This is a genomic window from Amycolatopsis sp. NPDC104863, assembly GCF_055582965.1.
In genome coordinates this window covers 336,368-349,306 of the sequence record NZ_JBVJOW010000009.1, presented here as the reverse complement: position 1 = coordinate 349,306, position 12,939 = coordinate 336,368, and the positions used below count along the sequence as shown (strand labels likewise).

The window sequence follows — 12,939 nt, the reverse complement described above, 5'->3', positions numbered from 1 at the left end:
CGGTCGCTCACCCCGGACTGTACCGGACCGCCGAGTGCCGCCGAGCGAGCTAGCATCGCCGCGTGACCTACGTTGCGGCTTCCGGCCGATACGAATCGATCCCCTACCGGCGCACCGGGCGGTCCGGGCTCAAGCTGCCCGCGATCTCGCTCGGGCTGTGGCACAACTTCGGCCACGACAAGCCCCTGCAGACCCAGCGCGACATCACCCGCCGCGCCTTCGACCTCGGCATCACGCACTTCGACCTGGCGAACAACTACGGCCCGCCCTACGGCTCGGCCGAGGAGAACTTCGGGCGGCTGCTGGCCACCGACTTCAAGCCCTACCGCGACGAGCTGGTGATCTCCAGCAAGGCCGGCTACGACATGTGGCCCGGCCCGTACGGCGAGTGGGGCTCCCGCAAGTACCTGCTGTCCTCACTGGACCAGTCGCTCGGCCGGCTGGGCCTGGACTACGTCGACATCTTCTACTCTCACCGGTTCGACCCCGAGACGCCGCTGGAGGAGACCGTCGGCGCGCTCGACTCCGCGGTCCGCGCCGGGAAAGCGCTTTACGTCGGGATCTCGTCGTACAACTCCGAGCGGACCGCCGAAGCCGCGCGCCTGCTGCGTGAGCTCGGGACGCCGCTGCTGATCCACCAGCCGTCGTACTCGATGCTGAACCGCTGGATCGAGGAGGACGGGCTCCTGGACACCCTCGACGAGGCGGGCGCGGGCTGCATCGCGTTCTCGCCGCTGGCGCAGGGGCTGCTCACGGACAAGTACCTGACCGGCGTCCCCGCGGATTCGCGGGCGGCGCAGGGCAAGTCGCTCGACCCGGACACCCTCGACGACGACCGGCTGGGCCGCGTCCGCGCCCTCAGCGAGATCGCCGGGCGCCGCGGGCAGTCGCTGGCCCAGCTGGCGCTGGCCTGGGCGTTGCGCGACCACCGCGTGACGTCGGTGCTGGTCGGCGCGAGCAGCGTCAAGCAGCTCGAGGACAACGTCGGCGCGCTCGGGAACCTCGACTTCAGCTCGGAGGAGCTGACCGAGATCGACGGCCACGCGACCGACGCGGGCATCAACCTGTGGAAGCGGTCCTCGGACGGCTGAGCCACCCAGGAGGGCGGGACGCCCGGCGTGTCCCGCCCTCTTTCGGGCCTGACGTTTGACCAGACTTCGTATTTGGTCATACGATGGCGCCATGCCTCCTGCCGAAGACCGCGTGGAGCGGGCCGAGCGGATCCTCGACGCCGCCGCCGGCCTGCTGCTGCGCGCCGGCTACCGGCGCACGACCATCGAGGACGTCGCCGAGCGCGCCGGCGTCGGCAAAGGGACCGTCTACCTGCACTGGAAGAACCGTGAGGAGCTCTTCCTCGCCGTCCTGCTGCGGGAGTCGGTGCGCAGCATCGAAGACCTCGTCCGGACGCTCGAAGCCGACCCGCTCGCCGCGCGGCTGTCGACGCTCACCGAGGCCCAGTACCGGAACGTCCTCGCGCGGCCGCTGCTGCGCGCGGGGTACGCCGACGACACCGACACGCTCGGCAAGCTGCTGCCGAAGCTGCACGCCAAGCTCGACCCGCGCCACGACGAGGCGTTCGTCGAGTACCTCGAACTGCTGGCGGCCAACGACCTGCTGCGCGCGGACCGGCCGGCCCGCGAACTCGCCGTCGCCTACCAGGCGGTGCTGCACGGCTTCCTCGTCGGCGCTTCCCCGCCGGAGCCGGCGTTGCTGGCCGACACCGTCGCGCACGCCTTCGAGCCGCTCGCCGTCTCGACCACCCGGCTGCGGGCGATCGCGCCCCGCGTGGTCGGGCTGTTCACCGAATCCGTCGCGCTCGACCGGAAACAGCTCGAACGCGCGTACTGACCACCTGGGAGGACACATGCGCACGGGGATCCTGATCGACGAACTCGGCGTCGGCTTCGACGCCATGACCGCCCAAGCGCGCGAAGCCGCGAAGCTCGGCTACCGGACGCTCTGGCTGGCCCAGCGTGGCGGCTGGGACGCGCTCACGGCGTTGCCCGCTCTCGGCGCCGCGGCGCCCGGTGTCGAGCTCGGCACGTGTGTCGTGCCGACCTACCCGCGGCACCCGATCACGATGGCCGCGCAGGCGCTGACCGTCCAGGCCGCGACCGGCGTGCCGGTCCACCTCGGGGTCGGGCTGAGCCACCGGTACATCGTCGAGCACGAGTTCGGGTACTCCTACGACCGCCCGCTGCGCCACCTGCGCGAGTACCTGGAAGCGCTGACCCCCGTGCTGCGCGGGGAAAAGGCAGCCGTCCACGGCGAGTCGCTCACCGCGGCGGGCGGGGTGACCGCGCCGGGCGCCGAGCGGCCGTCCGTGCTGGTCGGCTCGGTGAGCCCGAAGTCGACCCGGCTGGCGGGCGAGCTGGCCGACGGCGTGATCACCACGTGGGCCGGCCCGCGGGCGACCGGCGAGTTCGTGGCGCCGGCGCTCGGCGGGGAGTCGCGGGTCGTGTCCGGGCAGCTGATCTGCGTGACGTCCGATGTGGACGAACGCCGCGCGTGGGTCGAGGAGAACTACGGCGCCGCGGCGAACGTCCCGGCGTACCGGGCGATGCTCGACCGCGACGGCCACGCGAAAGTCTCGGACAGCGTCATCGTCGGCGACGAGGAAACCGTGCTCCGCCAGGTGAAAGCCCTCGAAAACGCGGGCGCGACCGAGCTGCTCGTGATGCCGTTCGGCTCGGCGGCGGAGCAGGCCCGCACCCGCGAACTGCTGGCCGCATGAGCCGCCTTTGGGTCGACGACCTCCGCCCGGCGCCGGACGGCTGGACGTGGGCCAAGACGAGCGCGGAGGCGATCGAACTCCTGGCGGGCACCGACTTCGCCGCGATCTCCTTCGACCACGACCTCGGCGGGGACGACACGACCCGGCCGGTCGTGCTCTGGCTGTGCGAGCACGACCGCTGGCCGCCCGAGGTGCGGGTGCACACCGCGAACCCGGTCGGCCGCGAATGGCTGACCGGGATGGCCCGGCGTTACGGTCCCGGCGTCCGGTAGCGGGAGGCGAGTTCCGGGCTCTGGCCGCCAAAAGCCGCCAGATCGGCCCGGAAGACGGTGTCGAGCAGGCTCGTGTCCTCGACACCCGGCGCGCAGACGACCTCGCCGAGCTCCAAGCCGCGCAGGGACGCCGAAACGACGTCCGCCGCGCTCATGCGGGGCACCGCGCTCAGGTCCAGGCCCTGGACCTCGTGGAACTCCGTGGCCACCACGCCCGGGCACACGACCTGGACCCGGACGCCGGTGCCTTCGAGCTCGGCGCTCAGCGTCTGCGACATCGCCACCAGGTGCGCGAGGCTGCCGGCGTAAACCGCGCGGCGCGGCATCTGCGAATACGGCGCCGGGCCGCTGAAGGCGATCATGCCCGCGACGTTGACGATCGCGCCGCGGCCGCGCTCCTGCATGCCGCCGACCGCGGCGCGCGAAAGCAACGTCGGCGCGAGCACCTTCACCTTGACCAGCTCGCGCGCCTGGGCGGCGGGCAGGTCGGCCAGCGGTTTGTAGTGGGCGACCCCGGCGTTGTTCACCAGCAGGTCGAGCGGCTCGGCGGCGGCGATCTCCGCCACGGCGTCGATTCCTTCGTCGGTGGACAGGTCCGCGGCCACGGTGCGGACCTTGACCTCGGTGTGGGCGGCGGCGAACGCGTCGAGGCGGTCCTGCCGCCGGCCGACGAGCACCAGGTCGTGGCCGTCGGCCGCCAGGCGTTCGGCGAACGCCCGGCCGATGCCGGAGGTGGCGCCGGTGACGAGGGCGAGCTTGCTCATGCGTGGGGTTCCTTCTGGTCGGATCGGGCCGGAGCGGCGGCGGAGCCGAGGAGGGCCAGCTTGTCCGCGGCGTCCGTGCCGGGGTCGGGGTGGTAGACGGCGAGCACGAGGCCCGGCGCCTCGCTGACGACGAGCTTTTCGCGGTTCAGCACCAGCTCGCCGACCTGCGGGTGGTCGAACCGCACGGTCGCGCCGCGCCGGTTCGCGACGTCGTGGCGGGCCCACAGCGCCCGGAAACGCGGGCTCGCCAGCGAAAGCTCGCCGACGAGCTCGATGAACCGGGGGTCGTCGGTCTCGGTGCCGACGGACTGGCGGAAGCCGGCCACCAGTCCCTGCGTGGCCCGGTCCCAGTCCGGGAAGAGCGCCCGCTCGGCCGGGTCGAGGAACACGTCGCGCAGCCGGTTGGCGCCGACGACGAGCCGAGGTGACAGGGCCGCGGCGAGCGGGTTGGCCGCCAGCACGTCGAGGTAACGCCCCTCGACGAACGCCGGCAGCGGGAGCGCCGCCACGAACTTCACCGTGCCCGGCGGCACGGTTTCCTTGCGGCGACGGCGTTTCCGGCGTGCCGGACCGGCTTCGGCGAGACCGATCAGGTACGCCGTCGTGTCGTCGTCGAGCTGCAGCACCCGGGCCAGGGACTCGAGGACCTGCCTCGACGGGTTGCGGTCCCGCCCCTGCTCCAGGCGCAGGTAGTAGTCGGCGCTGATCCCGGCCAGCATCGCGACCTCTTCCCGGCGCAGGCCGGGCACCCGCCGCAGGCCGGCGGCCGGGATGCCCGCCTGCTCGGGGGTGAGCAGCTCGCGGCGGGCGCGGAGGTGGTCACCCAGGAGGTTCGGTTCGCCGGTCACGACTCCACGGTAATCAACGCCGCCCGCCCGCGCCTGGTCCTGTCACCCCCAGGAACCCCGGGGACACCCGGCCGGGGCTCAGCGCGGCGCCGGGAGATGGGTCGCTTCCGGGAAGAGGTTCAGCGCCCGCAGGGCCGCGCCCAGCTCGGCGATGTCGGCCGGGTCGGTCAGCGAGCGACCCAGCTCCTCGGTGATCCGCTTGAGACGGTGGCGGATCGTGTTGGGGTGGCAGAACATCCGTTCCGACGTCAGCTTGGTCGAGCCCTGGCAGTCGAACCACGCGCGCAACGTCAGCAGCAGCACGTTCCGGTCGTCACCCGGGAGGTCCAGGACCGGCTGGAGGACGTGGTGCGCCAGCTGCACCGACGCCTCGGGCGCGCTCGCCACCAGCCCGGCCAGCGGCGACTCGGTGAACTGGACCAGCGCCGGTGTCCCCGGCATCAGGCTCGACAGCGCCACCCGGGCCAGGTGCAGCGCGCGGGAGGTGTTGCCCAGGCCGGTGAACACCGGGCTGACGCCGACCCGCCCGACCGGGTGCTCGCGGACCAGGTCGACGATCGCCTTCGACGCGCTTGGGTCGCGCAGGGACACCACGCCGACCTGCAGGTCCGGGGTCAGCCGCCACGCCGACGCGTGGTGCAGCTCGCGCAGCCGCGCCTCGATCTGCGGCAGCGGTTCCTGGCCCAGCCGCGGGGTTTCCGCCGCGACCACCACGAACGTGCCGTCCAGGGCGAGGTCGAGCACCCGCGCGATGTCCCAGAGGGTGCCCTCGGTCGCGGAGCCACCGGCGAACAGCGCCTCGACCAGCGCCGAGCGCCGGTTCTGGTGCGCCACCATGACTTCCGCCGTCGTGTCCCGATAGGACGTCGTGAGCGCTTCGGCGAGGTCGTCGATGAGGGCCCAGATCGCCGACGTCGCGGCGACGAGCCCGGCGAGGTCCTGCTGCTCACCGCGGGCGGTCAGCTCCACGAACCGGTGCCACACCTCGGTGAGCCCGATCCGGTAGGCGCGCAGCAGCTCCGGCAGCGGTGCGCCCTGCAGGGCGCGGGCCCGGCCGGTGGCGCGGGCCTGGGACAGGTCCGGGGCGTCGGAGCCGCGCAGCGTGCGCATGACGTGCTCGAGGTTGGCCCGCACGGAGTTCCGCAGCTCGGCGTGGGTGACGAACCGGGCGTCCTGGTACACCGGCATCTCGGCGCGGATCTGCCGCACGGTGCTCTCGATCAGCTCGGGCAGCTTGCGCTCGACCTCCGCGGCCAGGGACGCGACCTTCGGCGCGAGCCCGTCGGCCAGCAGCGCCTGGTAGTGCATGGTGCCCTCCGGTCCCCCGACCTCCTCGTCGAGGCCCGAGACCGACATCTAACCCGAAAGCGGCCACCACGACCGGGTGAACTTTCTACAGTTACCGCGGATGCGGAGGTTCTTCTGTAGAACCTCCGCATCCGCGTCGTCACATCTTCGCGGCGGCGCTCTTGATCGCTTCCCGGATCCGGAAGTACGTGCCGCACCGGCAGACGTTCTGGATCGCGTCGATCTCCGCGTCGGTCGGGTTCTTCGTCTTCTTCAGCAGCGCCACGGCCGCCATGATCTGGCCGGGCTGGCAGTAGCCGCACTGCGCGACGTCCTGCTCCAGCCAGGCCTCCTGGACCGGGTGCAGGTTCTCGCCGTCGGCCAGCCCCTCGATCGTGGTGACCTCCTTGCCCGCGCAGTCGGCGACCGGCGTGACGCAGGGGTTGAACGCCTCGCCGTCGAGGTGGCTGGTGCAGGCCTTGCAGACGTTGATGCCGCAGCCGTACTTCGGCCCGCGGACCTTGAGCTTGTCGCGCAGCGCCCACAGCATCGGCAGGTCGGCGGGCGCGTCGACGGTGACGGTCTTCCCGTTCACCACGAAGGTGTAGTTCGGCATGGTTCTCCTCAGCGCGGGAACGGTTCGAAGTCGACCGGGAAGGTGATCGGGAAGCTGCGGGGCTTGATCCCGGTGGCCCGGGCGTAGGCGTTGGCGATCGCGCCGACCGGCGCCGGCAGGCCGAGCTCGCCCGCGCCGCCGATGTCGTCCCCGCTGGCCGGCATCACGTGCACGGTGACGTCGGTGGGCGAGTTCTTCTGCCGCGCGTAGTGGAACTGCGAGTAGCTGCCCTCCAGCGGCAGGCCCTTGTCGATGTGCAGGCCCGCGGTGAGCGTCGTGGAGATCGCGTCGGTGAGGCCGCCGAGCATCTGCGCCTGGATGCCGCGCGGGTTCACCGGCTTGCCGACGTCGACCGCGATCGTCGCCTTCGTGACGCGCGGGTACTTCGTGTCGCGCGCGTCGAGCTCGACCAGGCACGCGGTGAAGGACTTGTACTCGCCGTGCACTGCGATGCCCTGCGCGAAGCCCTTCGGCATCTTCTTGCCCCACTCGCCGAGCTCGGCGACCTTGTCGAGCACCGCGCGCTGCCGCGGCTCCTTGATGAACTCGCGGCGGAACTGCAGCGGGTCCTTCCCGAGCTTCGCGGCGATCTCGTCGACCATGATCTCTTCGGCGCCGCGGGTGTTCGCCGAGTAGACCGAGCGCCACGCCGAGGTGTGGAACTTCAGCGGCACCTCGTTGAGCAGCTGCGTGGTGACGCCGAAGTTGTACGGCGACTTGATCGTCAGCAGGAACACCGTCTGCGCGAAGCTCAGGTTGCCGCCGACGGGCAGCTTCGCCGCGAACGCCGTGAGGATCTCGCCGAGGCCGTGGCTCCAGTCGGTTTCGACACTGGCGACGCGGTGTTCGAACGTGAGCACCTGCCCGAGCGCGAACGTCGCGCGGATCCGGTGGTAGCTGGCCGCGCGGCCGCGGCCGTGGCGCATGTCGTCGATCCGGCTCCACATGAGCCGGACGGGCTTCTTCATCGCCTGGGAGATGTGCGCGGCTTCCAGTGCGGCGTCGAAGAACAACCGGCGTCCGAAGGAGCCGCCGCCCTGCTGGACGTGCACGGTCACCTTGTTCTCCGGCAGCCCCAGCTCCTGCGCGATCGTCTGCTTCGCCACGATCGGCGACTTCAGGCCGGCCCAGATGGTGGCGCTGCCGTCGCGGACGTCGGCGACCGCGGAGTTCGACTCCATCGGCGCGTGGCTCGCGAAGGCGAAGTCGAACTCGCCGTCGACGTACTGCGTGAGCAGCGGCGGCACCACGAACGGCAGCGCGGCGCCGCGCAGCTTCTTCTTGATGCTCTCGTTGTCTTCGCCGTCGACCGTGCCCGCGCCCCAGGTGACGTCGAGCGCCTCCTTGCCGTCGAGGGCCTGGCCGAAGGTCTCGGCCATCACCGCGACGCCGGTCTTCACGACGGCGATGTCGATGATGCCCGGCATCGCGCGGACGGCGGCCTCGTTGTTGACCTTCTTCACGGTGCCGTTGATCGTCGGCGGGCGCCGTACCATCACCGGGTTCGCGCCCGGGACGTCGAGGTCGAGCGTGTAGACCTGCTTGCCGGTGACCATCGCGCGGGCGTCCTTGCGCGAGGTCGGCGTGCCGACGAGCGTGTGCGCGGCCTCGGCCTTCGGCTGGATCGCGCCGACGCTCAGCCCGGAGCGCGACGCGGGCCCGGCGAGCGTGCCGTAGCCGGCTTGGCGGCCGTCGGGCGCGTGCACCGCACCGTCGCGAGTGGACAGTCGCGACGCGTCGGTCCCCCACTGCGCCCCGGCCGCGGCCAGCATCCGGGCGCGCGCGGTCGCCGCGGTCGCGCGGACCGGGTCGTAGAGCGAGCGCATCGTGTTGGAGCCGCCGGTGAGCTGGTTGAACAGCAGCTCGGTGCGGGCGTCCGAGAGCACGACGTCGACCTTGTCGAGCGGCAGGTCCAGCTCCTCGGCGACGAGCATTGCCGTCGCCGTCGTGATGCCCTGGCCGACCTCGGCGCGCGGCAGCTGCAGGCGCGCCCGGCCGTCGGTGGTCATCTCGAGCACGAGCATCCCGGCGGTCGGCACGCACGAGAGCGTCAGCACGTCGCCGAGGTCGAGGATCTCCGCCGGCTGCGGCAGGGTCGGGACGACGGCTTCGGCGGTGGCCGGGGCCACCGCGTCGGCGGTGAGCTTGGTGGCGACGGTGAGCGTGGGCGCGGCGACGAGGTAGGTCAGGAAGCGGCGGCGGCCGACCTGACCCGGTTCCGGGCCTGCGGGACTGGTGGTGGGACTGGCCATCGGGGATCCCTTGCAGCGTGGTGGCGGGGTGCGCGCCACGCTAAGCAGGCGTTGTCAGGGCGTCAACGCGGAGTAGTCGTGTTCGCCCATCTCTGTGACGAGATGACAGCGGAAGCCCCCGAATGTGTGCGCCGCCACAGTGCCGGACGGCGCAAGCGGTTGCGCCGGGTGGTTCAGCCGGCGTCCGAACCGCGGGCGCGCCGGGCCTGGATCAGGTCCTCCCGGGCGCGGGCGACCCGGGAACGGACGGTGCCCACCGGGCAGCCGCAGACGTCGGCGGCCTCGGCGTAGGACAGGCCGAGGACCTGGGTCAGCACGAGGACCTCGCGCCGTTCCGGGTCCAGTCCGTCGAGCAGCAGGCCGAGCTCGACGAGCTCTTCGAAGCCGGCCGCCGGGTCGCGGGTGCGCTCGGCGGCGGCTTCCCAGTCGGTGTCGGCGAGCTTCGGCCGCGCGCCGGCGGCCCGGATCTGGTCGACGACCACCCGCCGCGCGATGGCCAGCAGCCAGGTCCGCGACGACGACCGCCCGGCGAACCGGCGGAGGCTGCCGAAGGCGCGGAGGTAGGTCTCCTGCGTCAGGTCGTCGGCCGAGGCGGCGTCGGTGAGGTGCGCGAGGAAGCGCCAGACGTCGGCCTGCGTCGCGCGGACCCACTCCTCCAGGGCGCGCCGGTCGCCGCGGCCGGCGGCCATCGCCAGGGCCGTGACGCGTGTGTCGTTCTCACCGCGAGTCATAGCCCGGAACGTAGCAGTGACGGGGAACTTCGGGGTTCCGCCGTCCGACTACTGGGAGATGAAGTGCGAGGACTGCCGCGAGGCGCTGTCGGCCCGGCTGGACGGCGAGGACGAGCCAGTGTCGCCCGACGCGCACCTGGCGTCGTGCGCGGCGTGCCGGGAGTGGTTCGGGCGCGCGTCCGACCTGCGGCGGGCGATGCTCCTGCGCCCGGCCCCGCCGGTCCCGGACCTCACCGCGGTGATCCTCGACCGCACGCCGGCGCCGTCCGGCGAGGGCTGGGGACTGCGGATCGCACTCGCCGTGGTGGCGATCGCGCAGCTCGGGCTGGCGTTCGCGCAGCTGCTGGGCACGGCGGACGCACACACGCTGCACGACGCCGTCGCGCTCGCCGGGCACCTCGCCCACGAGAGCGGCGCGTGGAACCTGGCGGTCGGGATCGGCCTGCTGGCGGCGGTCGTCCGGCCCCGCACCGCGGGTGGCCAGCTGCCGCTGCTGACCGGGTTCGTCGGGGTGCTGCTGGTGCTCTCGGCGGGCGACCTGGCGGCGGGCCAGGTGACGTTCGCCCGGCTGGCGACGCACGTGCTGGTGGTGCTCGGGCTGGTGCTGCTGTGGGCGGTCCACCGGAGTCATCGTGACCGCACGGCCCCGCTCCCGGCGGCGACTTCGGACTCCGGCGCGACGGCGACCGGGTCCACAGTGGACACCCCGGCGCCGGGACGGCCGCGGCCCCGGCCCTTCCGGCGCCAGGCCCACGGCCGCCACGCGGCCTGAGGTTCGCTCAGTACTGCCCGTGACGTCCGCGGTCAGGGCGATCTTCGCGAATTCGCAACCGGCATCGGTCAACGGGCACCGCCAGGACTCGGCCGCCCACCGGCCCGAGCCGGCAACGGGCGTGGCGCACGCCGGCGTCGTGCCGGCGACCCGGTCGATTCGCCCCGATCGCGACGCGCAAAACCACCTGCTGTACACGGCGTTATACAAGCCTCACTCGACCTGCTTCACCGCCCACTCCGCCCATTCCCGCTGCATCTCCGAGAAGCGCTTGCCCCACTCCAGGACCAGCCGGCCGTACACCGAAGGGGCGTCGTCGCCCCAGTCGATCGTCTTCTCGAGGTCGGTCAGGCGCTCGGTGCGGCGGCGGCCCGTCTCCCCCAGGTTCGCCAGGTACTCCCGCGCCCGCTCCGGGCCGATCGCGCCGAGGAAGTAGACGCGCAGGAGCGACTCGTTGCGCGTCACGCGGTTCGGCTCGGTCTCGGCCAGCCAGTGAATCAGCTCGGCGCGGCCGGCGTCGGTGAGCTCGTACTCCTTGCGGCCGCGCGGGCCCTCGGCGTGGACGCGGATCAGGCCCGCCGTCTCCAGCTTGCCGAGCTCGCCGTAGAGCTGGCTCTGCGTCGCCGCCCAGACGTTGGACATCGCCTGCTCGAAGCGTTTCAGCAGGTCGTAGCCGCTCATCGGGTGCTCGTCCAGTAGACCGAGGACAGCGTGGCGAAGGCTCATGACCCCATCATGACATTCCAGTCTTGACATGTCCATGTAGCAGGTTCTAACTTCGACATGTCAAAGTTGGAACGTCAGGGGAGAGCGGGACATGAACTACCTCAAGAGCTTCCTTCCGTGGATCGCGTTCGCCGTGGTCGCCACGCAGGCGGACTGGCGCTGGTCCGGCCTCACCGGGCTCGTCCTCGCCGCCGGCCTGCTCGTCCTGGCCCGCCGCGAAGGCCGCAAGGCGGACGCGCTGATCATCGAGTGGAGCGCGCTCGCCTTCTTCGCGCTGCTCACGGCCGTTGCGTTCACCTTCCCCGCGTCGCCACTCAAGACCTACACCGGCGCGCTGACCGACGCCTGGCTGGCGCTCACCGCCTGGGGCTCGCTGGCCATCGGCCGGCCGTTCACCCTCGGCATCGCGCGGACGATGACGCCGCCGGAGCTCTGGGGCAACCCGGTCTTCAAGCGGGTCAACGTCATCATCACGCTCGTCTGGGCGCTGAGCTTCACCGTCACCGGCCTCGCCGGCATCGCGCTGCTGAACTTCGCGCCACACGCGACGGCCGCGCTGATCACGCTCAAGGTCCTCGGCTTCGCCGTCCCCGTCGCCTTCACCATCCGCTACCCGCGCGTCGTGCGCGCCCGCGCCCAGAAAGCCGTCTGACATGACCACCACGGACTTCCACCTGACCGGCGCCTACGCCCCCGTCCACGACGAGCTGACCGCGGCCGGCCTCCCGGTGACCGGCGCGCTGCCGCCCGAGCTGACCGGCTGGTACCTGCGCAACGGCCCGAACCCGCAGGACGCCAGCAAGCACTGGTTCACCGGTGACGGCATGGTCCACGGCGTCCGCCTCGAGCACGGCCGCGCGGCCTGGTACCGCAACCGCTGGGTGCGCACCGAAAGCTTCGGCGACCCGGACCGCAAGCTCTACAACGAAGACGGCTCGCGGAACCTGCGCACCAGCGTCGCCAACACGCACGTCGTCAACCACGCCGGGCGCACGCTCGCGCTCGTCGAATCCTCGCTGCCGTACGAGATCACCACCGAGCTCGACACCGTCGGCGTGTACGACTTCGACGGCGAGCTGGCCGATTCGATGACCGCCCACCCCAAGATCTGCCCGTCGACCGGGGAGCTGCACTTCTTCGGCTACGGCAGCATCACCGCGCCGCACGTGGGGTACTACCGCGCCGACGCCGCCGGGAAGCTCGTCGTCAAGCAGCCGATCGACGTGCCCGGGCTGACGATGATGCACGACTTCGCCCTCACGAAGGAGCACGTCGTCTTCTACGACCTGCCCGTCGTGTTCGACCTGGCGGCGGTCGGCCAGGGCATGCCCTACGGCTGGGACGCGAGCTACGGCGCACGGCTCGGCGTGCTGCGCCGGGACGCGCCCGAAGCCGGCGTCCGCTGGCTGGAGATCGAGCCCTGCTACGTCTTCCACACGCTCAACGCGTTCGACACGCCGGACGGCCGGATCGTCGTGCACGTCATGCGGTACGACCACCAGTGGTGGGCGGGCCACGAGGACCCGCCGGCGTCCCTGTGGCGCTGGACGATCGACCTCGCGGCCGGGACGGTCACCGAGGACCGGCTGGACGACCGGCCGGGCGAGTTCCCCCGCATCGACGACCGGCTCGCGGGGTCCGACTCGCGCTTCGGGCACGTGACCGGCCACGACGTCCTGCGCCGCTACGACCTGCACGCGGGCACGGCGGCCGAGCACGTCTTCGGGCCCGGGCGGATCCCCGGGGAAGCGGTGTTCGTCCCGGCGGAGCACGGCGAAGGCTGGCTGCTCAGCTACGTCTACGACGCGGCGGAGGACCGCAGCGACCTCGTGGTGCTCGACGCCGGGAACGTCGCCGCGGCGCCCGTGGCGACCGTCCACCTGCCCGGCCGGGTCCCCGCCGGCTTCCACGGGAACTGGCTGCCGGACGCGTGACGC

General features: G+C 72.1%; 14 protein-coding genes. 7 read left to right on the top strand and 7 right to left on the bottom strand.

Going from position 1 to position 12,939, the window contains the following annotated elements:
* Window positions 1–62 precede the first annotated feature (62 nt).
* The 4 genes from mgrA (at window position 63) to ACZ63J_RS40280 (ending at window position 3,006) form a co-directional block, all read left to right on the top strand.
* The gene (mgrA, locus tag ACZ63J_RS40295) at window positions 63–1,091 is read left to right on the top strand and encodes an L-glyceraldehyde 3-phosphate reductase (RefSeq protein WP_465399235.1); all 1,029 of its coding nucleotides are present in this window, start codon (window positions 63–65) and stop codon (window positions 1,089–1,091) included.
* 91 nt (window positions 1,092–1,182) lie between these two features.
* Window positions 1,183–1,848 (top strand): TetR/AcrR family transcriptional regulator, encoded by a 666-nt coding sequence (locus tag ACZ63J_RS40290; RefSeq protein ID WP_465399236.1) that lies wholly within the window; start codon window positions 1,183–1,185, stop codon window positions 1,846–1,848.
* A 16-nt stretch (window positions 1,849–1,864) separates the two neighbouring features.
* The gene (locus ACZ63J_RS40285; RefSeq protein WP_465399237.1) at window positions 1,865–2,734 is read left to right on the top strand and encodes a TIGR03564 family F420-dependent LLM class oxidoreductase; all 870 of its coding nucleotides are present in this window, start codon (window positions 1,865–1,867) and stop codon (window positions 2,732–2,734) included.
* A complete protein-coding gene (locus tag ACZ63J_RS40280; protein ID WP_465399238.1) occupies window positions 2,731–3,006 on the top strand; it encodes a cyclic-phosphate processing receiver domain-containing protein in 276 nt (91 codons plus the stop codon). Before ACZ63J_RS40285 ends, ACZ63J_RS40280 begins: the two co-directional genes overlap by 4 nt.
* Here the strand turns inward: ACZ63J_RS40280 and ACZ63J_RS40275 are convergent.
* The 6 genes from ACZ63J_RS40275 to ACZ63J_RS40250 all read right to left on the bottom strand — a co-directional run bounded on the left by ACZ63J_RS40275 (window position 2,985) and on the right by ACZ63J_RS40250 (window position 9,504).
* Window positions 2,985–3,770, bottom strand: coding sequence for an SDR family NAD(P)-dependent oxidoreductase (locus ACZ63J_RS40275; protein ID WP_465399239.1), 786 nt, complete (start codon window positions 3,768–3,770; stop codon window positions 2,985–2,987). The two genes, ACZ63J_RS40280 and ACZ63J_RS40275, sit on opposite strands and share 22 nt — an antisense overlap.
* Entirely contained in the window at window positions 3,767–4,618 is an 852-nt protein-coding gene (locus ACZ63J_RS40270) for a helix-turn-helix domain-containing protein (RefSeq protein ID WP_465399240.1), read from the bottom strand. The genes ACZ63J_RS40275 and ACZ63J_RS40270 overlap by 4 nt, the downstream gene beginning before the upstream one ends.
* A 78-nt stretch (window positions 4,619–4,696) precedes the next feature.
* A complete protein-coding gene (locus tag ACZ63J_RS40265; protein ID WP_465399622.1) occupies window positions 4,697–5,926 on the bottom strand; it encodes a PucR family transcriptional regulator in 1,230 nt (409 codons plus the stop codon).
* Window positions 5,927–6,065: 139 nt separating this feature from the next.
* Window positions 6,066–6,521 (bottom strand): (2Fe-2S)-binding protein, encoded by a 456-nt coding sequence (locus ACZ63J_RS40260; protein WP_465399241.1) that lies wholly within the window; start codon window positions 6,519–6,521, stop codon window positions 6,066–6,068.
* Window positions 6,522–6,529: 8 nt separating this feature from the next.
* Entirely contained in the window at window positions 6,530–8,773 is a 2,244-nt protein-coding gene (locus tag ACZ63J_RS40255) for a xanthine dehydrogenase family protein molybdopterin-binding subunit (protein WP_465399242.1), read from the bottom strand.
* Between the two features lie 173 nt (window positions 8,774–8,946).
* Window positions 8,947–9,504 (bottom strand): sigma-70 family RNA polymerase sigma factor, encoded by a 558-nt coding sequence (locus ACZ63J_RS40250; protein ID WP_465399243.1) that lies wholly within the window; start codon window positions 9,502–9,504, stop codon window positions 8,947–8,949.
* Window positions 9,505–9,520: 16 nt separating this feature from the next.
* Between ACZ63J_RS40250 and ACZ63J_RS40245 the strand changes: the two genes are divergently transcribed.
* Complete coding sequence (locus tag ACZ63J_RS40245) at window positions 9,521–10,276, top strand: zf-HC2 domain-containing protein (RefSeq protein ID WP_465399244.1); 756 nt, start codon at window positions 9,521–9,523, stop codon at window positions 10,274–10,276.
* Window positions 10,277–10,489: 213 nt separating this feature from the next.
* Here ACZ63J_RS40245 and ACZ63J_RS40240 read toward each other — a convergent pair whose 3' ends face one another.
* Complete coding sequence (locus ACZ63J_RS40240; protein WP_465335319.1) at window positions 10,490–11,002, bottom strand: PadR family transcriptional regulator; 513 nt, start codon at window positions 11,000–11,002, stop codon at window positions 10,490–10,492.
* A gap of 91 nt (window positions 11,003–11,093) precedes the next feature.
* Here ACZ63J_RS40240 and ACZ63J_RS40235 point away from each other — a divergent pair, with 91 nt between their 5' ends.
* Both ACZ63J_RS40235 and ACZ63J_RS40230 read left to right on the top strand, forming a co-directional pair.
* Window positions 11,094–11,654 (top strand): hypothetical protein, encoded by a 561-nt coding sequence (locus ACZ63J_RS40235; RefSeq protein WP_465399245.1) that lies wholly within the window; start codon window positions 11,094–11,096, stop codon window positions 11,652–11,654.
* A 1-nt stretch (window position 11,655) separates the two neighbouring features.
* Window positions 11,656–12,936, top strand: a complete 1,281-nt coding sequence (locus ACZ63J_RS40230; protein WP_465399246.1) for a carotenoid oxygenase family protein — start codon at window positions 11,656–11,658, stop codon at window positions 12,934–12,936.
* Window positions 12,937–12,939: the final 3 nt, after the last annotated feature.

Bases quoted from the DNA above. Each gene is read 5' to 3' on its own strand.
- ACZ63J_RS40250 (WP_465399243.1), bottom strand. From the start codon at position 9,504: ATGACTCGCGGTGAGAACGACACACGCGTCACGGCCCTGGCGATGGCC.
- ACZ63J_RS40275 (WP_465399239.1), bottom strand. From the start codon at position 3,770: ATGAGCAAGCTCGCCCTCGTCACCGGCGCCACCTCCGGCATCGGCCGG.
- ACZ63J_RS40255 (WP_465399242.1), bottom strand. From the start codon at position 8,773: ATGGCCAGTCCCACCACCAGTCCCGCAGGCCCGGAACCGGGTCAGGTC.
- ACZ63J_RS40230 (WP_465399246.1), top strand. From the start codon at position 11,656: ATGACCACCACGGACTTCCACCTGACCGGCGCCTACGCCCCCGTCCAC.
- ACZ63J_RS40290 (WP_465399236.1), top strand. From the start codon at position 1,183: ATGCCTCCTGCCGAAGACCGCGTGGAGCGGGCCGAGCGGATCCTCGAC.
- ACZ63J_RS40260 (WP_465399241.1), bottom strand. From the start codon at position 6,521: ATGCCGAACTACACCTTCGTGGTGAACGGGAAGACCGTCACCGTCGAC.
- ACZ63J_RS40240 (WP_465335319.1), bottom strand. From the start codon at position 11,002: ATGAGCCTTCGCCACGCTGTCCTCGGTCTACTGGACGAGCACCCGATG.
- ACZ63J_RS40265 (WP_465399622.1), bottom strand. From the start codon at position 5,926: ATGCACTACCAGGCGCTGCTGGCCGACGGGCTCGCGCCGAAGGTCGCG.
- ACZ63J_RS40285 (WP_465399237.1), top strand. From the start codon at position 1,865: ATGCGCACGGGGATCCTGATCGACGAACTCGGCGTCGGCTTCGACGCC.
- ACZ63J_RS40280 (WP_465399238.1), top strand. From the start codon at position 2,731: ATGAGCCGCCTTTGGGTCGACGACCTCCGCCCGGCGCCGGACGGCTGG.
- ACZ63J_RS40235 (WP_465399245.1), top strand. From the start codon at position 11,094: ATGAACTACCTCAAGAGCTTCCTTCCGTGGATCGCGTTCGCCGTGGTC.